Origin of the sequence: Caballeronia sordidicola, assembly GCF_002220365.1 — a bacterium.
In the GTDB taxonomy this organism is placed as follows: domain Bacteria; phylum Pseudomonadota; class Gammaproteobacteria; order Burkholderiales; family Burkholderiaceae; genus Caballeronia; species Caballeronia sordidicola_C.
Genome location: NZ_MTHB01000109.1, coordinates 51078 through 74056 on the forward strand (window position 1 = coordinate 51078; position 22979 = coordinate 74056).

Annotated in this window: 21 protein-coding genes; 3 read left to right on the forward strand and 18 right to left on the reverse strand. The window is 61.2% G+C overall.

Annotated elements, in window-relative coordinates:
- Nucleotides 1-447: 447 nt before the first annotated feature.
- Nucleotides 448-1695, reverse strand: a complete 1248-nt coding sequence (locus tag BSU04_RS16275; protein ID WP_089161554.1) for an MFS transporter — start codon at nt 1693-1695, stop codon at nt 448-450.
- A gap of 259 nt (nt 1696-1954) precedes the next feature.
- Here BSU04_RS16275 and BSU04_RS16280 point away from each other — a divergent pair, with 259 nt between their 5' ends.
- Together BSU04_RS16280 and BSU04_RS16285 are read left to right on the forward strand one after the other, a co-directional pair.
- Nucleotides 1955-2872 carry a LysR family transcriptional regulator gene (locus tag BSU04_RS16280; RefSeq protein ID WP_089161555.1) on the forward strand — a complete coding sequence of 306 codons (918 nt, stop codon included), beginning with the start codon at nt 1955-1957 and terminating at the stop codon, nt 2870-2872.
- Between the two features lie 118 nt (nt 2873-2990).
- Nucleotides 2991-4241 (forward strand): D-amino acid dehydrogenase, encoded by a 1251-nt coding sequence (locus tag BSU04_RS16285; RefSeq protein WP_089161556.1) that lies wholly within the window; start codon nt 2991-2993, stop codon nt 4239-4241.
- A 13-nt stretch (nt 4242-4254) separates the two neighbouring features.
- Here the strand turns inward: BSU04_RS16285 and BSU04_RS16290 are convergent, their stop codons facing one another.
- From BSU04_RS16290 to BSU04_RS16335, 10 genes are all read right to left on the reverse strand, one after another.
- On the reverse strand, nt 4255-5589 hold the full coding sequence (locus BSU04_RS16290; protein ID WP_256982847.1) for an FAD-binding oxidoreductase: 1335 nt from the start codon (nt 5587-5589) through the stop codon (nt 4255-4257).
- Between the two features lie 205 nt (nt 5590-5794).
- Nucleotides 5795-6568 (reverse strand): glucose 1-dehydrogenase, encoded by a 774-nt coding sequence (locus BSU04_RS16295; protein ID WP_089161558.1) that lies wholly within the window; start codon nt 6566-6568, stop codon nt 5795-5797.
- On the reverse strand, nt 6565-7329 hold the full coding sequence (gene rpiA / locus BSU04_RS16300) for a ribose-5-phosphate isomerase RpiA (protein ID WP_256982852.1): 765 nt from the start codon (nt 7327-7329) through the stop codon (nt 6565-6567). Before rpiA ends, BSU04_RS16295 begins: the two co-directional genes overlap by 4 nt.
- A gap of 54 nt (nt 7330-7383) precedes the next feature.
- On the reverse strand, nt 7384-8229 hold the full coding sequence (locus tag BSU04_RS16305) for a MurR/RpiR family transcriptional regulator (protein ID WP_089161560.1): 846 nt from the start codon (nt 8227-8229) through the stop codon (nt 7384-7386).
- 21 nt (nt 8230-8250) lie between these two features.
- On the reverse strand, nt 8251-8964 hold the full coding sequence (locus tag BSU04_RS16310) for an HAD-IA family hydrolase (RefSeq protein WP_089161561.1): 714 nt from the start codon (nt 8962-8964) through the stop codon (nt 8251-8253).
- Nucleotides 8965-8976: 12 nt separating this feature from the next.
- A complete protein-coding gene (gene xylB, locus BSU04_RS16315) occupies nt 8977-10506 on the reverse strand; it encodes a xylulokinase (RefSeq protein WP_089161562.1) in 1530 nt (509 codons plus the stop codon).
- Nucleotides 10507-10531: 25 nt separating this feature from the next.
- Nucleotides 10532-11977: an aldehyde dehydrogenase family protein gene (locus tag BSU04_RS16320; protein ID WP_089161563.1), complete on the reverse strand. Its 1446-nt coding sequence runs from the start codon at nt 11975-11977 to the stop codon at nt 10532-10534.
- 39 nt (nt 11978-12016) lie between these two features.
- Complete coding sequence (locus tag BSU04_RS16325) at nt 12017-13057, reverse strand: ABC transporter permease (RefSeq protein WP_179258341.1); 1041 nt, start codon at nt 13055-13057, stop codon at nt 12017-12019.
- A gap of 48 nt (nt 13058-13105) precedes the next feature.
- On the reverse strand, nt 13106-14635 hold the full coding sequence (locus tag BSU04_RS16330) for a sugar ABC transporter ATP-binding protein (protein WP_089161565.1): 1530 nt from the start codon (nt 14633-14635) through the stop codon (nt 13106-13108).
- 118 nt (nt 14636-14753) lie between these two features.
- Complete coding sequence (locus BSU04_RS16335; RefSeq protein WP_089161566.1) at nt 14754-15839, reverse strand: sugar ABC transporter substrate-binding protein; 1086 nt, start codon at nt 15837-15839, stop codon at nt 14754-14756.
- Nucleotides 15840-16534: 695 nt separating this feature from the next.
- Here BSU04_RS16335 and BSU04_RS16340 point away from each other — a divergent pair.
- The gene (locus BSU04_RS16340; protein WP_089161567.1) at nt 16535-16720 is read left to right on the forward strand and encodes a hypothetical protein; all 186 of its coding nucleotides are present in this window, start codon (nt 16535-16537) and stop codon (nt 16718-16720) included.
- 139 nt (nt 16721-16859) lie between these two features.
- On the opposite strand, the gene BSU04_RS16345 is transcribed toward BSU04_RS16340, so the two are convergent.
- The 7 genes from BSU04_RS16345 to BSU04_RS16375 all read right to left on the reverse strand — a co-directional run bounded on the left by BSU04_RS16345 (nt 16860) and on the right by BSU04_RS16375 (nt 22963).
- Nucleotides 16860-17759: an NAD(P)-dependent oxidoreductase gene (locus tag BSU04_RS16345; RefSeq protein WP_089161568.1), complete on the reverse strand. Its 900-nt coding sequence runs from the start codon at nt 17757-17759 to the stop codon at nt 16860-16862.
- A gap of 69 nt (nt 17760-17828) precedes the next feature.
- Entirely contained in the window at nt 17829-19172 is a 1344-nt protein-coding gene (locus BSU04_RS16350) for an MmgE/PrpD family protein (protein ID WP_089161569.1), read from the reverse strand.
- Nucleotides 19173-19205: 33 nt separating this feature from the next.
- Nucleotides 19206-19985 (reverse strand): 3-hydroxybutyrate dehydrogenase, encoded by a 780-nt coding sequence (locus BSU04_RS16355; RefSeq protein ID WP_089161570.1) that lies wholly within the window; start codon nt 19983-19985, stop codon nt 19206-19208.
- A gap of 121 nt (nt 19986-20106) precedes the next feature.
- Complete coding sequence (locus BSU04_RS16360; protein WP_089161571.1) at nt 20107-20781, reverse strand: GntR family transcriptional regulator; 675 nt, start codon at nt 20779-20781, stop codon at nt 20107-20109.
- Between the two features lie 97 nt (nt 20782-20878).
- Nucleotides 20879-21652, reverse strand: coding sequence for a carboxymuconolactone decarboxylase family protein (locus BSU04_RS16365; RefSeq protein ID WP_089161572.1), 774 nt, complete (start codon nt 21650-21652; stop codon nt 20879-20881).
- A gap of 4 nt (nt 21653-21656) precedes the next feature.
- Nucleotides 21657-22046: a cupin domain-containing protein gene (locus tag BSU04_RS16370; RefSeq protein ID WP_089161573.1), complete on the reverse strand. Its 390-nt coding sequence runs from the start codon at nt 22044-22046 to the stop codon at nt 21657-21659.
- A complete protein-coding gene (locus BSU04_RS16375; RefSeq protein WP_089161574.1) occupies nt 22043-22963 on the reverse strand; it encodes an NAD(P)-dependent oxidoreductase in 921 nt (306 codons plus the stop codon). Before BSU04_RS16375 ends, BSU04_RS16370 begins: the two co-directional genes overlap by 4 nt.
- Nucleotides 22964-22979 lie beyond the last annotated feature (16 nt).

Here is a 22979-nt window from a genome sequence, read left to right on the forward strand (position 1 = left end):
GATAGCACTGATGGCGAAGCGTGTCTATGTCAGGATTCGCGAGAAGGAGGGGTTCAAACATCCGTCGCTCTGGCGAGCACCGTGCTTTTGGGGCACCCATGAACAGAAACTGCACGCTGTGGACACTTAGGGTAGCGTGGTTTGAAAGCGTTTTCTTTACTTCGTTTCTTTGTCGCTAAGGACCAAGAAATGACGCGCCGCCACGCGCAGTGGCTAATAGTGCTAAAGAAATAAGCCAACTCAGGCAGACCACTAACACCGAAAGCAGCAACCCGGCAACGACTCAGACCGCTAACGCAGGACCCTGGCACCCCGGCACCGACCCCGAACACCAACCCCAAAACCTGGCAAACCACCACCGACACCACCGCTAACCCCGACGACCAAGCCACACCCACACCAGCAACCCCAAACCCCAAACCCCGAGTGCGAACGAAAACCAATTGATCAGGTTTGAAGGCTCGGCAGAGGCGGCTCGTTTGCGGGGCTCCACGTCGTTGCCACCAGCACCGCCAGAATCCCGGAAATTAGCAGCAGCCAGAACGCAGCAAAAAACGAGCCGTCGAATGCAGCGATCAACACGCCCATTGCCACGGGAGCGATCGAGCCCGCAATCTGTCCACCGAAGTTCATCAAGCCCGTGGCGCTGCCGATCAGATGCTCCGGGAAATGTCGTAGCGGGGCCGAAAAAACCGTTGCGTAGACGAAGTTGAACGATAGCGAAAAGAGCGTCCAGTAGATCAACAATAGAAAGATCGTGGTGGTCGTGATCATCAACGCAAGAAACACCACGCTCATCAATGCGCCCATCATCAGGAACATGCGTTCCTTGCTTTTGCCGTATTTGTCGAGCAGCAAGCCGACCACGTTCGTGCCCGCGAATGCGATCAGGTTCGGCACCGTCACAGCCAGACTGATGTGAAGCAGATCGATCCGGTAGGTCTTCATCAGGTACGACGGCATCCACGACTGTACGCCAACATACAACAAGCTCGTGAAGAACCAGATCGCGGTCAGCTTCCACGCCATCCGGATGCGCAGCAGCGAACGCCACAAATGCCGCGGCCGGTTCGCGACGCGCGCCCTTTGCAGAGCGACGCCGCCGCGCAACGAGAGCCACAGGATCATCGCGACGAACACGCCCGCACCGGCAAGAATATGAAATGCCCCACGCCAGCCGAGATGCACGACGGTGAGCGCGATCAAGCCGGACCCGGCGGCATTGCCAAGGAACGTGGTTGAGATCAGGAATGATTTGGCGCGCGCCCGCTCGGGCTTTGGGAATACCTCGGCGACTGTTACCGAACTGGCCGGCGAAAAGCTGCCTTCGCCCATCCCGAACATGAAGCGGATGGCAAGGAGCGAACCGAACGACCACGCAAGACTCGTCGCGCCAGTGAACACCGACCACATGACAATACACAGCACTACGATAATCCGCGAGCCGAAGCGATCCGACAGCCAGCCGCCGGCGAGTTGCATGAATGCGTAACTCACATAGAACGCGCTCAGCAACATGCCAGCTTGCCGGGTATCGAGGGCGAATTCATGGCTGATCGGAATGATCGCGGTGCTCATCAGGATCCGGTCCGCGTAGCCGACGGCCCACGCGAGGAACAGACCCGACAGACACACCATTTTTTGCGTCCGGGAAAACACATACCCTGCCGACCCACCCGTCCCCGCAGACTGCATAAGCCCTCCACACCACGTTAGCGCTACGTACTTGATAACCCCACTCGATAACCCCTATGGTTGTCCGGAGCGCGGGACCGGCCAGCAGACCGAATATGAGGGTGCGGGCGGAGCGCGTCTAATGAAAATAAAATCCCAAAATATAACCCTGTGTTATAGGAGGCTTATAGAAGTTGTAAGAGCGCAGGCTGAGAGCCTTGTTCCAAACGATCGAGGCGTGTCGTAAGCTGCATGGCGAAGTCAATCCAGGGAGACTCAGGTGCGTTTGCGACATATCGAAATCTTCAGCGCAATCATGCTCACCGGCTCGGCCAACGGTGCGGCCAAGCTCCTGCACATCTCGCAGCCGGCCGTCAGCAAGATGCTGCAGCATGCCGAGCAGTCCGCCGGTTTCGCGCTGTTCCTGCGTAGCAAGGGCAAGCTGTTACCCACCCCCGAGGCATTGCGGTTGCGCGAAGAACTCGGCCCGTTCGACGAACAACTCAAGCGGATCCGGCGCCTCGTCACGAGCCTTGCGCACGGCGCCGACCGCCCGTTAAGGGTCGCCGCTACGCCGGCGCTTGCACACCACGCATTGCCGCAGGTCATGGCACGCTGGTGCCGCGCGTTCCCGCAGTCGAAGTGTGAACTGAGCGTCGCGCACACCCGCGAGATCGAACACGCGCTGCTGTTCGACGAGATTGAACTCGGGCTGACCATGCGGCCCGTCTCCCATCCCAACCTGGTTGCCACGCCGGTATGCGAAAGCACGCTGTGCGCCATTGCGCCGGCTGGCTGGTGGACGGACGATTTGCTCGACCAGCCGCTGACTGCAGACGACCTGGCGGGGCAACCATTGATCACCATCGATCCGGACGACTACCTTGGATCAATTCTCTCCGCGTGGCTCGCCGACGCTGCTGAGCCCCCTGTCAGCAATCTGTCGGTGCAGACTTATCCGCTCGGGAAGTCGCTGGTGCAGCAGCGCATCGGCATCGCGATAGTCGATTCGTTCACGGCGAATTATCCCGAGCATCATCCAGATATCCAGATCCGGCCACTCGCGATCGACGAGACCCTGCAGGTTTATGCGGTGACGGAACACTCGCGACCGCCGCCGCAATCGGCGGAACGGCTCATCCAGTTCCTGCGTGACGATGCGCCCGGGTCCTCGGCCGGCGAGTCGTCGCGGGGTTAGATGCGCTCGCCTCACCTGCTATAACCGACGGCTATAGCGCGAGCGCTGGTCGATATTGGACGCCGTTCGCGAGCTGCAGAACAATGTCCTCCAGCTCAACCAACCACCGACCCATCCCATGCATGTGCTCGTACTCGGCGCCGGTGTCACCGGTCTGGCCACGGCCTGGTATCTGCAGGAGGACGGTCACACCGTCACCGTCGTCGAACGCAATGAAGACGTTGCACTCGAGTCCAGCTTCGCCAACGGCGGACAGCTTTCGTATAGCTATGTCGCCCCGCTCGCTGGTCCAGGGGTACTGTCAAAGCTGCCGTCCTGGCTGTTGCGCGGTGACTCGCCGATCCGCTTTCGACCGCGCCTCGACCCAGACCAGTGGCGTTGGCTCGCACAGTTTGTCTGTGCGTGCACGCAGCGCAAAAGCGAGTTGTCTACCCGGCGCTTGTTAGCGCTCTCGTTCTTGAGCCGTGACTTGATGCAGCAACTGCAGGCCAGTGAGCCAGCCTTGCACTTCAGCCACTCGAATGCCGGCAAGCTGGTCGTGCACCGCAAGCGCGCCTCGTTCGACGCCGCGTTGCGCCTGCTCGATTACCAACGCTCGCTCGGCTGCGAACAGCAAGCCCTCGATACTCGCGAGTGCGTGCAGAAAGAACCGGCACTGGCGCATCTCGCCGGGCAGTTGCAAGGAGGCATCTTCACGCCTGGCGAAGACAGTGGCGACTGCTACCAGTTTTGTGTCGAAATGAGCCGCCTGCTGCGAGCACGCGGCGTGGAATTCCGGCTCGGCACGAAGGTCACTGCCTTGCGTAGAGCGCACGGCGGAGCACGCCGGGTCGAAGCGGTGGCTAACGACCGGGTAATCGATGCCGATCAGATCGTGCTGGCAGCCGGTGCCGCCAGTGCGTCGCTGCTCAAGCCACTAGCGGTGAGGGTTCCGCTTTATCCGTTGAAAGGCTATAGCCTGACCACCCAGGTCGACCCCGGCGGCCACGCGCCGCACATCAGCATCACGGACTTCGAACGCAAGATCGTCTATGCGCGGCTCGGCGACCGGCTGAGGATCGCCGGCATGGCAGACATCACCGGTCGTCGTGCGGATGTCGATCCGGCTCGCGTCGCCACGCTGCGCGCTGAATCGGCTGCGGCGTTTCCGGACGCCGGCAATTTCGATGAAGCGACAATCTGGTGCGGCCTGCGTCCGGCCACGCCGCACAGCACCCCGATCATCGATTCGACGCAATACGAGAACCTCTGGCTCAACCTCGGACAAGGCGCACTTGGTTTTACACTCGCGCTTGCAAGCGGGCGCTCAATTGCCGATCTGATCGCAAAGCGCCGCCCGGCGGTACCGCTAGATGGTTTTACGCTCTGAGCGGAATCACACGCTAAAAAATCTTGCCGGGATTCAGGATGCGCGCGGGGTCCAGTGCTTGCTTGATCGCGCGCATCGACGCTACATCCGCCTCCGAACGCGTCAGGTGCAGGAAGTGTTTCTTCTTGATGCCGATCCCATGCTCCGCGGAGATGGATCCCCGGAAGTCCCGCGTTACGTCGTAGATGACCTGATCGATTGCGTCGTGATCGTGCTTCGGGAGGCCTGGCACGTCCACTACGATATGGATATTTCCATCACCAAGATGGCCGTAGATCATGATCGTGGCCTCGGGCCATCGGGCATGCAGTTGCGCCTCGCAACGTGACGCGGCGTCGCCCACTTGCGCAATGGAAAAGCTCACATCGTAAGCCGCATGATTCGGGATGAAGCGTTGATATTCACCGGGCGCATCGCGGATTGCCCAGAACGCCTGCGCATGCGCCTCGTTCGATGCCAGCGCGGCGTCGGTCACCACGCCCTCCTCCAGCATCGCGCCCAGAAACTCTTCGAACGCGCCGCCATGTCGGACGGGATCCGTTCCAACACTTTCCAGCAACACATAGAACGGATGCGGTGAGGCAAGCGGAGCACGCAGAGTATTCAGGTTGGCAAGCACGGTATCGTGATAACCCGCCCACATGACCTCGAATGCCGACACGCCTGGAGCCAGCCCTGCCTGAGCGCGCCGCAGCAGCGTGGTGACGGCGTCGAAGCTGGGCAATCCACACCAGGCTGTGGCCGTTGCGGTGGGTTTGGGGCGCAGACGCAGCACCGCGCGGGTGATGACCGCGAGCGTCCCTTCGCTGCCAATCAGCAAGTTGCGCAGATCGTAGCCGCTGTTGTCCTTGATCATCTTGTTGAGACCGCCCACTATCGCGCCGCTCGCCAGCACGGCCTCGATGCCGAGAACCTGGTCGCGCATCATGCCGTACTTGATGACCCGATTGCCGCCCGCGTTGGTGGCGAGATTGCCGCCGATGGAACAACTGCCGCGCGCCCCCAGGTCAAGCGGAAAATAGAAGCCGGCCGCGCTGGCCGCTTCCTGTACCACCTGAAGGGGCGTTCCGGCCTGAACCGTCATGGTGCCCGACACAGCGTCGATCTCCACAATCTGGTTCATGCGATCAAGGCTTAGCGCCACCTCGTCGCCACGCAGATTGGCGCCGCCTACGAGCCCTGTCAGCCCGCCTTGCGTGACGACCGGCTGTGCGTAACGAGCGCAAATCTCGAGCGCCACCGCCACCTCCCGGGTGTCGTGCGGCCTGATGAGCGCCAGCGGCACCGCGCTCGGCAGGCCGCTCCAGTCCTCGACACGGCGATCGACAAACTCATCCGGCAGAGCCACTACCTGAGCGCCGAGCGCTTCCCGTAGCGCGTTGACTGCTGCGCTTGGTGCTGCGCTTGGTACTGTGCTTGGTACTGCGCTTGGTGCTGCGCTTGGTACTGCGCTTGGTACTGCGCTTGGTACTGCGCTTGGTACTGCGTTTACCGCCATGTGCCGTCTCCCTCGATGCACGGCTTCAATCGCGCCGTCACACTATGTATGCTGGTCACCAAATGGTATAGCCGCCATCCATGACGAGGTCCGAGCCGGTCATGAATGCGCTGGCTCGCGACGCCAGGAACACCACGCCGGGCGCGATTTCCTCGGGCTTAGCGAGTCGCGCGAGAGGCGTTCCGTTGATCCACGCCTCACGCCATTTCGCGTTTTCGAATCCGCGCTTCGTGAGTTCGGTGCCCACGTAACCCGGCGACAGCGAATTGACCCGGATGCCGTCGGATGCCCATTCCGCCGCGAGCGATCGTGTCAGATGAATCACCGCTGCTTTCGATGCATTATAGGAAGCCTGGGGTTGCGGCCGGTTGGCAATCGACCCGCTCATGCTCGCAATGTTCACGATACTCCCCCCGTGCTGTCGGATCATGAAGCGCGCCGCGCTTCGGCAACAATAGAACACGCCGTCGAGGTTGACTGCCATCAACGCGCGCCAGCTTGCGTCGTCGGTGTCGAGCGCAGCCGTATTCTTCACAATGCCCGCGTTGTTCACGAGCACGTCAAGCCTGCCGTGCCGCCCTACCACGCCCTCGAACGCGGCCTCGACGGATACTGAATCCGTTACATCCATCTCGACGAAATCGCCACCGATCTCGTCCGCCGCACGCTGTCCGCGCTCCGTGTCCCGATCCGCGATGATCACGTGGCCGCCGGCATCGCGCAGACCGTGAGCGATCGCGAGCCCAATGCCTTGCGCCCCGCCCGTGACCAGACAGATTTGCCCGTCCAGCTTGAACGCGTCCAGGGTCGTGCCGCGGGCGCCGGTCATGATCGCGGTGCTCCGACCACGACGATGTCCGCGCTGCCGTCGGCATGACCGACGATCATCTCGCTGGCAATGCCCGTAAAGAGACCGTTTTCCACCACGCCGGGAATCGCATTGAAGCGCGGCGCCAACCCGAGCGGATCGGGAATGGCTTCGAGATGACAGTCGAGAATCCAGTTCCCGCTATCCGTCAGCAACGGCTCCGTGCCCTTCATGCGCGTCACGATACGCACGTTTTTATCGAAACCCGCAGAAACGAAAAGCTCGCGCAACAAGCGTTCCGTGCTCTGCCAGCCGAACGGAATCACCTCTATAGGCAGCGGAAAGCGGCCGAGACGTTCGACGATTTTTTTATCGTCGACGACGGCAACCATTTTTTTCGATGCCGCCGCCACGATCTTTTCCCAAAGCAGGCACGCGCCGCCGCCCTTGATCATGCTGCCCTGATGATCGATTTCATCGGCGCCGTCGATGGTCACGTCGAGCTGGTCGATCTGGCCCAGATCGGTAAGCGGGACACCGAGCTCAAGCGCGAGTTCGCGGGTGGCATTGGAGGTCGGCACGCCTACGATGTCGAGGCCTCTCGCCACACGCGGCGCCAGCGCGCGCACGAACCAGTGCGAGGTCGTGCCGGAGCCAAGACCGACCTTCATTCCCGGGCGCAGATAGTGTTCGACTGCCTTGATGCCGGACGCAAGCTTGGCTTCGTCTTGCAACGACGCCGGTTTCAGATGGGCATAGCCCGGTTCGATATGCGTGCTCACTGATGTCTCCTTGAAGCAATATGAATGAATGTCAGGCATCTGCCGAGCCGTCGGCTAATCCATGAATTTGTCGGTGAACCAGGGGTCGAGCGCGGCCAGGTTGTCCGGCAATTCGCGCCCTTGCCGCAATCCAAGCATGGCCACCAGCATGTTCACCACGAGAAGATGGTTGATACGCGCGGTCAGCGGCGTGTAAAGCTCGGTGTTTTCATACGCCGGCACGCCAATGGTCAGGTCGCATGTCTGCGCAAGACGCGAGCCTGGCGCGCAGATGGCGATCGTCACGGCGCCCTTCGCTTTCGCCATCGCCGCGGCCATAACGAGCGACTTGGTCGAGCCGGAGTGCGAGAAAAACACGGCGACTTCATCGTCGCGTAGCGTGGGCGCAAGCAGCAATTGCTTCTGCGAATCGAGCACCACGCGGCAATGCAGCCCCAGGCGAAAGAACTTGTGTTCGGCGTCGAAAGCGATCGTCTCGGAGATGCCGAGCCCGAACAGGAAGATGCCCTTGGCCTCGATCAGGCGCGTGGCGGCCTGCTCGATGGAAGCAGAATCGACATCCGATGCAAAGCGCTGGATCGCGTGCAGCGAGTTGTTGATGATCTTGCTGCAGATGCTGTCCGGCGCATCGGCGAGTGTGATCGCTTCGTAGTCGAAGGGCGCCTGCGGGATCAGCCCTTGCGCGAGCCGGACCTTGAAGTCCTGATAGTCCGCGCAGTCGAAGCGCCGGAAGAAGCGCACGACGGTGGGATCGCTTGTTCCGGCCGCCTCCGACAATTCGGCCATGCTCATCTTGAGCACGGCTTCGGGCGTGCTCAGCAACACGTCGGCAATACGAAGGGCCGCGCCGGTCAACTCCGGGCGTACAACTGCAATTCGGCGCAACAGGTCATTTCTCATCAAATTCTCATCAAATTCTCATCAAATTCCGGGCAAGCGCGACGCATTCACAGCGGCGCAGGTGACAACGAGTTCGTCGAAGGAGTCCAGCCGCTTCGCTTTCCCCACGGCCACGCCTGGGCCCGTTCCCCAGTTGACGATGCGGCAACGCACCTGCGCGCCTTGTGCACAGTCGGCGTCGATCTGCGTATCGCCAACGTATAGCGCGTGCTGGGGCATCACGTTCATGCGTTCGAGCGTCGTTAATAAATGCTGCGGATCGGGCTTTCTCTGCGGGAGGACATCGCCGCCCACGATCGCGCTGAAGTAATGCAGCAAACCGAAGTGTTTCAGTACGGCCTCTGCAAGTTCCTGCGCCTTGTTCGTGCAGACGCCGAGCTTGATCCCTGCTGCGTGCAGCGCGGGGAGCGCACCCAACGCGTCGGCGTAGACGGTGGAATGCTCGACCGGATGGCGTTTGTAGAGCGCCAGATAGGTGTCCACATCCGCCGTCACGCGCGCCGGCTCGAGCGCGAGACCTAGCCCTTTGTAGAGCTTGTCGATCAAACCGAATGACCCTTCACCAATGTACTTTTCCACGAAACGCACTGCTTGCGGCGGCAATCCGTGGGTGTCCAGCAGACGATTGACTGCGCTCGTGATGTCCGGCGCGGTATCGACAAGCGTTCCGTCGAGGTCGAAGACGATCCCTTCTATGGGCAGGCCGGGATGGAGACCGGGGTCAGGTAATGTCATGGGGGCTCGCTCTCAGATAATCGGTTGGCGGGCGACAGCTGCGGCCTCGGCGGCAATCTGCGCAAAGACCGGACCCAGCGTGTCGTACAGCGTGCGGAACGTATTGAAGCGCGCCTGATACAAGGGGCCCAGTGTGGTGTCGGGGCTCACACGTTCAGTGATACGCAGGGTGCCGACGGCTTCATCGAGCGAAGACCACCATTGACTCCCCACGCCCGCCGCGAGCACCGCGCCATAGGCGCCGCCCTCAGCCGCGCCGGTCACGGTGGTCACTTCGCGTTGAAGCACGTCCGCGAGCAGGCTCAGCCAGAACGGTTCGGCCGTTGCGCCGCCCGATGCACGGACTTCGTCGCATGCAAGTCCCGACGCCTCGCAGAGCGCCGCGATGGTCCGCACATTCAGCAACACGCCTTCCATGACGCTGCGAACGAGATGCGTCGTGCCGTGCAGGGTTGTCAGGCCGATCCACGCTGCACGCCCATCAGCGGCAACGTGCGGGCAGCGCTCGCCGAGCAGGTAGGGCAGGAACAGCAAGCCGTTCGCGCCCGGCGCCGCGCTGCGGGCGAGTTCGATCATCTTCGAAAATTCGAGCGAGCCTATCTCACGCAACGCGCCGCGCAGCCACTCGAACGCGCCGCCGGCGGAAAGCGTCACGCCCATGACGTGCCATCGTCCAGGTGCGTTGCCGCACGAGATCTGCAACGCGCCCGTGGGCACAGGGCACGCGCGCATGCCGCCGGCCACGATCCCCGCGGTGCCGATCGTGACGCCGAGCGGGCCGCTGTCGATGACGCCCATCGAGGTCGTCTGGATCACCGAATCCCCGCCGCCGCCGAACACGGGCGTGGCCGCAGGCAGGCCCCACGCTTCAGCCAGCTCGGCGCGCACGAACCCCGTTCGTTCGGTCGACTCCACGACCGACGGTAGCCACGACGGCGACAAGTCGAGCAGTGAAAGCAGCGGTTGCGACCACGTGCGTTCGCGGACGTTGAACAGGCCCGTGCCGGACGCGTCGGAGACATCGGTGATGTGTTCGCCGGTGAGGCGATGCCGAAGATAATCCTTCGGGTTCAGCATCCTGCGAATGCGTGCGAACAGGTCCGGCTCGTGTTCGCGCATCCACAGCAGCTTGCCGGCCGTGAAGCCGGGCAGCATGCGATTCTGGATCAGTTCGAGCAGCCCCTTCAGGCCACCCGCGCGGGCTGTGATTTCAGCGCACTGGGGCGCGGCGCGCTGGTCGCACCAGAGGATCGCCGGCCGGATCACTCGGTCGTTGTGATCAAGTACGCTCAGTCCGTGCATCTGTCCGCTCAGGCCAATGCCACCTACCGCGCGCCGGTCCGGCAACGCCGCAAGCACCTCCCGCACGGCCTTGACCGTAGCCTGCCACCAGTCCTCCGGGTCCTGCTCCGCCCAGCCCGGTTGCAGCGACACAATCGGATAACCTGCCAGGGCTTTGGCGACGACGTGTCCGTGACTATCCACGGCAATCACCTTGCACGCCGACGTGCCTATATCGATGCCCAAAAGATAGCGTTCCATCGCCGGTCTCCGTGACTGTTACCGTTTAAGCGCCGTGCCGCAAGCGGACGTGTTTCAAATGCAGGTAGCCTTCCATGCCTTCGCGGCCATGTTCGTAGCCCGTGCCGCTTTGCTTGCGGCCGCCGTACGGCGCATTCATGATGCCGGCATCGACGTGATTGATCGACACGTTGCCAAAGTCGAGGCGACGGCTCAGCGTGAAGCTTTCCTTCACGTGCTCCGTGTATGCGTACGCCGCGAGTCCTGACGGCGTGCCGTTCGCTTGCGTGATAGCGTCATCGAGCGATGAATACGGCGACACGCCTATCACCGGCCCGAAGGTTTCCTCATGCATGACAAGCATGTCGGGCGAGCAATCGGCAATGACGGTGGGTGCATAAAAGAGCCCCTTGTCGTGCGCTTGCGGGCGGCTGCCGCCGCACAGGATGCGTGCGCCGCGCGCTTTTGCATCGTCGACGTGGCGCATGACTTTATCGAGTCCCGCACGCGTGGTCATGGGTCCCACGTCAGCATTTTCCTGCGCGATGCCATCGGCTACGACCAGTCTGCGCGCGCCTGCCGAAAGCGCTTCGATGAAGTGCCAATAGGCATCCTCGTGCACATAAGCGCGATTGATCGAGATGCAGATCTGGCCCGCATTGCGAAACGCGCGCCGCAATGTGCCCGCGACTGCGCGCTCCAGATCAGCATTGGCCGTGACGATCAGCGGGCAACTGCCGCCCAGTTCCAGCGACAGCGACGTGATGCCGCTCACCGTCCGGTATATATCCTCGCCGGCGGCCTGCGAGCCGGTGAAGGCGACCTTGTCGATACCCGGGTGACCCACGAGCAGCTTGCCCGTCGAGCGGCCGCCCATGATCAGGTTGGCAACGCCTGCCGGAAGACCGGCGGCATCGAGGCAGCGAAACAGTTCTTCGGCACTTGACGGCGTGTATTCCGAGGGCTTGACCACGATCGTGCAACCCGCCGCGAGCGATGCCGCGAGTTTCCAGCCGATCAACTCCACCGGATAATTCCACGGAGCGATGGCGCCGACCACGCCGACCGGTTCCTTCTCCACGAAGCTGATGAAACCATCCTCTTCATTCGGTATGGTTTCGCCAAAAATCCGCACGGCTTCTCCGGCGTAGTAATGGAACGCCTTCGCAAGCTTGCGTGCTTCGCCCAGCGCCTCCCCGAGCGGCTTGCCCATTTCGACCGTGATCGCGGTCGCGATGCGGCGCTCGGCATGGGAGATTTCATCGCCGATCTTGTGCAGCACGCGGGAGCGTTCGAATGCATTGACCCATCGCCACGATGCAAAGGCGTGCGTTGCGGCGGCGACAGCGCTATCCACCACCTGCTGATCCGCGTCCGGCGCGTGCGCGACAATCTGCTCCGTGCTCGGGTTGACGACGTCGAGCCACTGCGTCACGCCAGCGCTACCGAAGTGAGCGTCTATGTACATCTCGCACTTTCTGGGTTCTGTCATGTCAGTTACGTCGTGTTGGTAAAACGTCGGCAGCGGCTATCACTGCGAGACGAAGTTGACCCGGATGGCGTCGACCGCCACCGCGATAAAAATCAGGATGCCGCCGATCATCTGCACATAGAACGACGGCACCTCGGTGATCGCCAGGCCGACGTGAATCACCGTCAACAACAACACGCCGCCGAGGATGCCGGCCGCGCCACCGCGTCCGCCGAACACGCTCACGCCGCCAATGATCGGCGCTGCAATTGCATACAGCAGGAAACCTTCGCCCTGATCCGACGTAATCGCCATTTGCCATGCGGCAAGCAGGTAGCCCGCCACGCCCGACAACAATCCCGAGAGCGTGAAGGCAATGATCTTCACGCGATTGACGCGGATACCCGCCGAGTTGGCCGCCAGCGCGTTACCGCCGGTGGCATAGAGGCTTCGGCCAAGGACAGTCTTTCGCAGCAGGAAACCCATGCCCAGCAGCGCAATCAGGAACACGACCGGCATCACTGGCCAGTTGCCGAGGGTGGTCTGCCCGATCCAGATGTACAGGTTCGGCATATCCGAGATCGTGTTGCCTTGCGTGACCGCAAGCAGAGACCCCTGCAGCACGATCATGACCGCCAACGTCTGGATGAGCGACACCATCCGCAGGCGCGTGACGCACAGCCCGTTGAAGAAGCCGATGGCCGTCGCAGCCGCGATTCCCACCGGTACGCCGATCGCCGGCGACAGACCGAGCCTGGTAGTCACGATCGCGCCAATGGCCGCCGAAAAGCCCATGTTGCTCGCTATCGACAGATCGATTTCCGCGACCATCAGCGGCAGCGACACAGCGAGGGCCAGCAGGCCGAGCACGGTCGCCTGAACGAGCACGTTTTGCAGGTTGGACAGCGTGAAGAAGAACGGATTCAGCACCCCGAATATGACGATCAGCGCGGCTAGCCACAGCCATACGACGTTCTGGAATAGCCATTGCACGCCAGTCTTCGAGCGGGGCGTTGCGGCGACGGGTGCAGCGGGTTGTGGCGACATGGTTGCAGCGTTGGAAGGTGAGGGGTGGGCGGGAAACTCGCTCCTGGGTTGCATGACCTGACTCCTGAATGTTCCTGACTGTTCCTGACTGTTCCTGATTGCTCAATTTGCAAGCGCGGTGCCGAACGCCGCCTGCAGAATGGCGTCCTTGTCGATGTCGGCACCGGTAAATTCCTGCTCGATCTGACCTCCCACGAAGATGCAGACGCGGTCGACCATCCTCACCATCTCGTCCAGGTCGCTCGTGATGACGATGACGCTCAGGCCTTCGCGCGTCAGTGCGTCGATGATCCGGTGCACCTCCTCCTTCACGCCCACGTCGATGCCGCGTGTGGGTTCATCGAGGATCAGGAGTTTGGGATCGGTGGCGAGCACGCGGCCGAGACAGACCTTCTGCTGGTTGCCGCCGCTTAGCGCGCCGAGCAGCACGCTGGGCGCCACGGCCTTCACGCGAAGATGATCGAAGTAGCGTTTGACGACCTGCTTTTCGGCGAACGCGTCGATCACGCCGGCGCGCGAGACCTTGCCGAGACTCGACAGCGTGATGTTTTGCGCAATGCTTTGGAGTCCGACGAGTCCGTCGCGATGCCGGTCATCGGACAGGTAAGCAATACCACGTGCGAACGCATCTTCAGGATGTTGCGCGAAACCATAGCGCTGGGCGCCATGCGTAATGTGCCCTTGCTTGGCGTGGTTCAATCCGAACAACGACAGCCCGAATTCCTTTGCGCCGGAACCCGGCAAACCCGCGAAGCCAACGATCTCGCCCGGCGCGATCGTGAAATTGCCGACTGCTATGTTCGGCGCGACCAGTCCTTCGACACGCCATCCTTCGCTCGTTGCATGGGCATGCCGCGTTGCCCGGTCACGATAAAACAGCGGGACATCGCGACCGATCACGAGCTCTGACAGATTGTCCGAAGTGATCGATGAAATATCGTCCATCTCGCCGGCAAGACGCCCGTTGCGCAACACGGAAACCGCGTCGCAGATGCCAAGGATCTCTTCGTTGTAGTGCGAGATGAACACGAAACTCACACCCTGCGCCTTCAGGCTGCGCATGAAGCCGAACAGATGATCGCGGTCGGCCAGCGTCAGCGCGGCGGTGGGTTCGTCGAGGATCAGGAGCTTTCCCCCGCTATGCAGCGCGCGCAGTATGTTCAGCTTGCGCTTGGCGACCGCTGACAGCGTGCGCGCCGGCATGCGCGGGTCGAGCCCTGTGCCTTCGAGCGCGGCGACAGCGTTCGCCAACAGTGCACGCTGGTCGACTGTCTTCATTAACCCGCGCCCGCGCTTGACCGGCCAGCGCCCGAGCATGAGGTTGTCCGCCACCGACATCGATTCGACAATCATCGGCTCCTGTGTCACCAGGAATACGCCCAATGCTTCCATCTGCTTGACGTCGAAACCCTGCACTTGCTCGCCGGCGAACGTGATGGTGCCCTCGGTCGGCGCGGTGAGTCCCGAGATCAGGCTGACGAGCGTCGACTTGCCCGCGCCGTTTTCGCCGAGCAGTCCATGGATCGTGCTGCGCCGGATGTTGATCGAGACATGATCGAGCGCCGCCACGTTCTTGTAGCGCTTGACGAGGTTGTGCGTCCTCAATATGTACTCGGTGCTGCTGTCTGCCATGATCGGAAGCCCTGTTTGGAGGATCGGCGCCGCGCGAACGCCGCGGCGCCGTTCACATGGAACTGCTGCGAGTGCGGGTGCTTGGATAACCTCGCGTCAGCCTTTCTTTAGCCTCGCTTCAGCTATACCGCAGGCCCCATTCGTTGTACGCGATATTGCCCCACTGACGCTTGTCCTTGACCGAACTGGCATCGACGACAAACGGCTGGATCACGAGACTCGGACCTGTATCGGATTTGTTGATCGGCGCTTTTTCCCAGAAATACTGGCTGTTTTGGTAAGGGCCCAGCGGCACAGGCTGGCCTTTGAGCGAATATTTGTCGAGCATCTCGACCGTGATCTGCGCGTACGCTATGGGGTCCTGCGACACCACGGCGTCCATGTAACCATCGGCGATCCATTGCAGCGCGGCCGGCTCGCCGTCGATATTCACGAAGATCACGTGGCCCTGTTCGCCCACTTTCTTCCATTTTCCCTTTTGCTGCAACGCCGTGACAATGCCGCGCGCCGGTGAATCGCTGGGGGCATGCACGGCATCGAGGTCGGGGTATTCGGACAGCGTCGCGAGCGTCACCGACAGCATGTTTTTCAGCAGCCCTTCCGTCGGCCGGCTGATCAGCTTGATATCCGGATACTTCTTGAAGGTCGCTTCCATGCCCTCCTTGCGCAGGCGCCAGGCGACCGATTGCAACGCGCCGTAGCAGTTAAGCACCGTTCCTTTGGGCGACCCATGCTTCTTCTTCAACGCATCGGCAATGGCTTCGGCCGCCATGACGCCGCCCGCATAATTATCAAAGTCGACGGTCACGGCAACGTCGCCACCGAGCGCGGGGGTATCGATGATGCCGACTGGAATTTTCTTGAAGTTGTACTTCTTGATGGCGCTGACGATGGCTTGGCTATCGATCGGGTCGGAGATGATGGCGGATGGGTTCTTGAGCAGAAGGCTCTGCCATTGTTCGAGTTGCGTGGTGGTGCTGAAGTTGGCGTTGACGGCCTGGAACGTCCAGCCCTTTGCCTCGACAGCGCGCTTGACGGCTTCCTGCTGGGTGGCGAAGAAGTAGTAGTCGAGGCTCTTGTTGCTGTACGGCACAAACGGTTTTTGCTGCGCGGCTCCCAGTGTTGGCAAGGACAGCGCGCCAGCGGTGGCAGCCAGGTTCGCCAGGAATTTTCTGCGCGATACACCTTTTGAAGCGTCTTCCATGTTGTCTCCTCAATCACCAATAAAGAGGACCGACGCTGGATGGGTTGGTAGATCCAAGCCGGTAGTAAACTTGTTTTTATTCGTAGTATTACAACGCCAATGTAGGACTCTTCCCGGCTGCCGACAACTTAGGGTTTGTACTCCGTGTGACCCTGCAATCCATTAATACGCAATTACGTCATATATTTAAATGATACTTTTAATTTAATACACGAATATTTAGAAATTCTTGGCCTGATTACAATTGATAGTTTTACTACGATGTCAAAGGGCGTAAACAGATCGGATTCGCTTCGACCCGGCATGAAGCCCCGCAGCGTGTGCGGCACCGGCGACAACAAAATGGCGCTGCCTCTCGATCCCGGCGCGTTCGATTCACCCTGCCGCCTCAACGGCCGAACTGCTTACGAACCATCGCCAACGGCTTACCCCATATTGCATTTTGTATCGTCCGGTTAGCGCGCTGGCGGCACGATGCGTGGCGCAAGCATCCGTGGCGCGTTGACCCCACGTCTGTGGCAAGGGCCCGGAGCGGTCTTGCTGAGAAAGCTGTCGTTATCGTTTGGTTACTCGCCGTAGCAGATGGCTTCAGTAGAAGCTGTTAAGTTCGGACCGGTCATGCAACTCATGCGAAATGTCCAGCGCATGAACGAGCGCGTGAACGATTGAAGCTCACCGGAAAACGAAGGAGAAATATGAAAAAGATAGCAGCTATGGCGGCCCTCGCAGCCGCAACATCGTTACTTGGAGGATGCTGGTGGGGACCGCCACCGGGCGGTGGCGGTTGGGGCGGCCCCGGACACGGCGGCCCAGGTGGCGGGCCAGGCGGTGGTGGTCCGCAGGGCGCTGTCATCGTGCCGCATATGACTTCTGTGACCTGAGTATCCATTTAACCCGGTCGGCCCATTGGCCGGCATACCGAGCTTCCCCACAGTCCCTGACCAAGCAACGACCCTGCGTCGCGAAGGCGCAGACGGCTCACTCAATACTGAATGCACGCCACGGGATCCACGGAACCTTCTAACCAGCGATACCCTTGCCGTCCGACCAACTCTCGACATACTTGACGAGTTCAGTCATGTCGCGAGACTTGCCGTCCTGCATTGCCGCGTAGTTCCATACCTGACGTGCAGTGCTGCCTAACCACATCGGCACGCCAAGCGCCTGGCACTCTTCCACCGCGAGTCCGATGTCCTTGCAGACACTGCCGATCGGGAAGCCGAAATCGAACGTGCGCGGCAACACCTGCTTCGGGAATTTATCGAGCGTCGCGCCGTTCTTGCCGCTGCCCGCGTTGAACACCGACATCATCACTTCCGGGTCGAGCCCGCCCTTCACCCCGGCCACGAAAGCTTCCGACGTAATCGCAAACGCCGTCGACGAAAGCATGTTGTTCAGCAGCTTGAGCAATTGCGCCTGACCTGGCTTCTCCCCTACGATAAATACCTTCCCGAAGATATCGAATAGTTCGCTTACCTGAGCAATGGCTTCCGGCTTGCCCGCGGCCATGACCGCGAGCGCGCCTTTTTGCGCGCCGGCCGCCCCGCCGCTGATGGGGGCGTCGACGGTTTCGATGCCTTTTTCAAGCAGTCCCGCCGCCACTTCCTGTTCCGTGCGCGAGCCGACGGTGGAGAGGTCGACCAGGATCTTGATCGCCTTGCCGTATACCAATCCGTGCGCACCCAAGGCGACTTCCTTGAAGATCGCGGGTGTGGGCAAGCTCGTGAAGACGACCTGCGCGCTATCGGCGACTTCGCGCGCACTGCTCGCCACCTGCGCGCCAATTGCCGATAGCTCCGCCAGGGCATGCTCGTCGCGATCGTAGATCACCAGGCAATGACCATGCTCGATCAGGCGACGCGCCATGGGACGCCCCATGACGCCGACACCCACAAAGCCCAACTTCATTTTTTCCGGCATGATGCTTCCTCGACAGTAATGAATGGTATGCGTGCCAAGCGGCCACCGTCCATGCGTGCGCTTATGGACTTACAGACAGGCGAGTTGCATGGGCAGGGACGCATCAGGCGCGCTTTCCAGCGCCCATAGCGCGTCGATCAATGGGGCGGGTTTGCGAGAGGATCCGCCGTATTCGGCCAATTCCCTGAGCTTGTTTTCGAGGTCAGAGTCCGCTAGCGGCGCTTGCAGGCTGCCGCGCGCTGCATCGATACGACGTGACATCGTTTCGCCCGAGCGCAACGTGATCGTCACCTGTGCGGCTTCGACTGAATACGCGGAGTCATCGACGAAATCCAGACGGCTTGCAAAGGCCCGCAATAAAGGATCAGCCACCTCTGCATCGGTGAATTCAGCGAGGCCCGCTCGGCCTCTGGCCAGCGCGACAGCGACGCTATGTTGCGCGCTGACCTGCGCTTCGCGGCCAAGCGTGATGTTCGGCCGGTCGGTTCGTGCGCGCAGCAGCGGGTGACCCCGGAGCGTGACCCGCTCGACATCCGCGAAAGAAAAGCCCGGTGTCGCGGATAGTCCAAGGCACGCCTCGATAACAGGATTGAGCACGACGCCGCACGGGTAAGGTTTGTACGTATTCGACAACAACGCCCATTCGCTGCCGAGCGTGGTGAATGCAGCGTCGACATCGGCGTCGGTGGCCTCGCTCATCACGCGCAGGAAGCCGCGCTCGCCTTCGATGGGCCGCTCGGGTCCAGCGAAACCGTCTTGCGCCAGCAACGCGGAAAGCAGGCCATTACGGGCCGCGTTGCCTACGCTGATGCTCTTCGACATGCTGCCCAGCGTTTCAACCAGCCCGGACGATTGCGCCGATGCATTTCCAAATGCCCAGCCAATGTTGGCGGTGTCCAGATCCAGGGCCTTCGCACTAGCCGCCGCCGCGCCGAACACGCCACAGGTAGAGGTGATATGCCAGCCTCGTTGATAGTGCCCCGGCGACACCGCATTGCCCAGCCGGCACTCCATTTCTACGCCGAGTACAAACGCCAGCAGCCACTGCTTGCCGTCCAACGGCAACGTCTGGGCGAGCGCGAACAAGGGCGCGGCCACCGATGCGGTAGGGTGAATGATGGTTGGCAGGTGGGTATCGTCGAAATCGAAGACGTTCGCGCTCATCGCGTTCAGCGCGGCCGCATTCAGGATGTCGGTCTTCTCGCCACGTCCAATGAGCCCCGCTTCATGCCCTGAACTGAAGCGGCCGTACACGCTTACGGCTTTACTGATGCCCGGATCAGAGCAACCCGCGAGCGCCACTGCGAAGTAATTCACCAGCGCGCGCTTCGCCTCGTGACGCACCTTCTGCGGAATGTCTTCCCACTGCGTCTGCGCGACGAACGAGGCCAGCCTACGCGTGATGTCTTTCATGAATGTCCTCCCTCCGGTACAACGACGATGCGTTCAACCAGCGAGCCAGCCGCCTTCCATTGGCATCATGGCCCCGGTTATCTGGCTGCCCGCGTCCGAGCAAAGGAACACGACAAGATCCGCAACATGTGATGCACTGATGAATTCGCCGGTAGGTTGCTTGCCGGTGAGGAAGTGCCTGACGGCGTCACTGTGACCCAGGCCTTTCTCCTCCATCAACTTCTCGATCCGCCTTTCAATATTCGGCGTCTTCACCGTCCCCGGGCAGATCGCATTGCACGTAATACCTTGATGAACCGTCTCGACTGCAACCGCGCGCGTCAGCCCGAGCAGCGCCGTCTTGGTCGTCACATAGTCCACGCGGTTCGGCGTGGCGCGTGAACCATACACCGACGTCATGTTGAAAATGCGACCCCAGCCACGCGCGCGCATGTCGGGCAGGACCCACTGGATGGCGTGAAACGCAGCCGTCAGGTTGACTGCCAGCGCCTGGTTCCATCGGTCGGCGGGAAAATCCTCAATTGACGCAAAGTGCCTCACGACCGCGTTGTTGATCAAGATATCGATACCCCCCATGCGTTCGCGCGCCGTGTTCATCAGCGTCGACACCGCGCCAGGGTCGGTCAGGTCCGCTTCAACATAGGCGGCCTTGACGCCGTAATCCTGCTCGATGCGGGCCAAGGAATCGCTCATGCTCTCTGCCGCTTCGAGTCCATGGAACACGACGTTACATCCCGAACGGGCGAGGCCTTCAGCCATCGCAAACCCGAGGCCATTCGACGAGCCGGTGACCAGTGCAGACTTTCCTTTCATGAAAAGTAATCCTAATCAAATGACAAGCTTTCCGCTTGAACTTTGCCACGGCAACCCGGGCGCGAACGCCCGGGGTGAACGCCCGGGGTGAACGCCCGGGGTGAACGCCCGGGGTGAACGCCTATTCGCTGGCGGTTTCGTCCAGCATCCGCATGGCCGCCTTCTCCGCATTCGCCACATGCAAGCGCGCGGCAGCCTCGGCCGTCTGCGCATCTCGTGCCTTCAGAGCCTTGAACAGTTTGTCGATTTCCTTGAGACTCGACGGCAACCGGTCTGGGTGCATCAGAGATGTCGCGCGGAGCAAATTCACCCGGGAATAAAGACTGGTCAGGATTTCTTTCACCAACCCGTTTCCGCAGTTGTCGAGCAACACGTCATACAGATCGGTCTTCGCCGCCAGCACGCCGGCCTGGTCACCCGTCATGGCTTTCGCCTTCAGCGCCTTCACGGCTTCACCAAACTGCACGACGGCAGCGTCGCTCGCTATCCGCGCAAACTCGCCCGCTGCAAAGCCCTCGAGCAAACCGCGTATCGCATACAACTCCGACGCTTCGCTCTTCGAAATGACCGCGACCATAGGTCCTTTGTGCGGCACACTGCAGACCAGCTTCTCAGCTTCGAGCCGGCGCAAGGCTTCCCTGATCGATGTTCGGCTCACCCCGAGTGTCTCGCACAACTCGCGTTCCACCAGGCGCGCGCCCGGTGCAAACCGCCCGGACATGATGGCCTGGCGAAGGACGGTCTCGACCTGATGCCGCAATGTTTCCGGTCGTATCAAATCCATTTCGGCTGCCATGATTGTATTCCCGTCGGACGATTTATCAGTGAGCCATGATACTCGAAGTTCCCGCTGAAACCGCCATTGCGCAAGCCTTTGCACGGCCGGACGCTACCTAGGCGTTGTTGATTTCGAACTCATCCAGGGCAGCTTCAAGAATCGGCGCGGCGAGTACGGCGCCGTGTATGCCGATAGTGCTTACAATTTCCAGCACTTCCATGATTTCCTCGGCCGTCGCACCATAACGAAGTGCATTGCGCATGTGCAGTTTCAGGCCCGGCACGTAGAGGTGTGTTGCGGCCGCATCGAACGCGCAGTACATGAACTCCTTGACCTTGGGTTCCAGGACGCCCTCGCGCCACGGCACGGAAGAAAACGCCACGTAGGTTTCAAACAGATCAGGATCGAGTTCGAGGAAACCTTCCCATGACGAATGCCAATACCCGCGATTCTCGATAAAGCTTTCCTTCAGCGCGGCACGGCGGGCATCGAGCGGTATTGGACGCGGGCGCTTGCCCTCTTCTTCAAGCACTTCGATCAATACAGGCACGCCAACGTTCGCAGCATGAATGCCCACGGTACTCACGAGTTGGATCACTTCGACCACTTCCGCACGCGTCGCACCCGCGCGAAGCGCGGCGCGAATGTGCTGCGCCACGCCCGGCGCGTAAAGATGAGTTGCGGCCGCGCAGGCGGTGATCGCGACGAACGCCTTTACCTTGTCATCGAGATGATTCTTCTTCGACGGCACCGCCGAAAACGCCACGTACGCCTCGAAGAAGCTGGCGTCCAGGCGTAACAGGCTGTCCCAACCATCGCTCCATGTGCCGTGCACACGCGTGAATTCGTCCTTCGCCTGCTGCTGCCGCTGCGTCAGGGGAACAGTCATGACTTCAGCCCACCGCGTTCTGGTACACCGCTTCGGCGACCTCTTCTTCCCACATGGTCTTTCCGAGCGACGTGGCCGTATGGACCATGTAGCTGTTACGTCCTGCGCCGTGCCAATGCCGCTCATTAGCGGGTATCCACACCACATCGCCTGTGCGAATCGCCTGCGGCTCGCCGCCATCTACGCACACGAAACCGCTGCCCGATGTCACCTGCAGGATCTGCCCCTGCTCATGGGTATGCCAGAAGGTACGCGCGCCCGGCGAGAAGAACACGTTCGCGATGGTGACTTTGTCGGTTGTCGGCATGATCGAGTCTGCCCACACGACACCGCTGAACGTAGCCGAACGCTGCTCTGATACCGCACCTTCGGCCCTGCCGCGAAACACTTTCATTGCTGCTCTCCCGTTGAAGAATGTTTGGCATCCTTGAGACGCACGCCACCCGACACATCACCTATCGCGTCCACCACGCGGTTGCTGATCTGGTCGCCGTAACCCAGCGCGGTAGCCAGTCCGAAGCTCGCAAGAGGGCCCGATGAATTTAGCGAGGACACGCCCAGCTCGCGCACGCGGTCGATATAAAGCACGACGTCCTTCGTCATCAGCTTGCCGGTCAGGCCGCCCTCCAGGTAGTCGCCATCGACAATCTTCGGAAAACGGTTCTGCGTGGCGAAATTCACGCCGCTGCTGCTATTGAGGACGTCGAGCAGCCTGTGGAGATCGAGCCCGGCCTTCTTGCCCGCGACCATCACCTCGGCGGTCGCCGACAGGCTCACTGCGTTCAGGAAGTTGTTGAGCAGCTTGGTCGTATGACCCGCGCCGCTCTCGCCCATGGTGATCGCCTTCGTGGCGATCGGCTTGAAGACCCACTGGATTGCTTGAATCGCGGCGGCGTCGCCGCCCACCATCAGCGTGAGCGTGCCCTTTTCCGCTGCTGCGGCGCCCCCCGAGATGCCGGCATCGATGTACTGCACGCCGCGTTGCTTGAACAGCGCGTTGAGCCTGATAGTGGAACTCGCTGCGGCCGTGCTCAAGTCGATCACGGTCTGTCCTTTACGGCACGAGGCGAGAATGCCGTCCGCCCCCTCCACTACTGCTTCAACCACCTTGCTGTCCGGCAGCGACAGCAGCACCACGTCTGCAAACTGGATCACTTCCGAGATCGATATCGCCGCCCGTGCGCCAGCTGCCAACGCCCGTTCGGGCGCGGCATCGAAGCCCAGCACTTCAATGCCCGCCCCGACCAGACGGCGAGTCATGCGACCGCCCATGTTGCCCAAACCGATGAAGCCAATGCGTTGCGTGTTCATGAGTGTCTACCGTAAG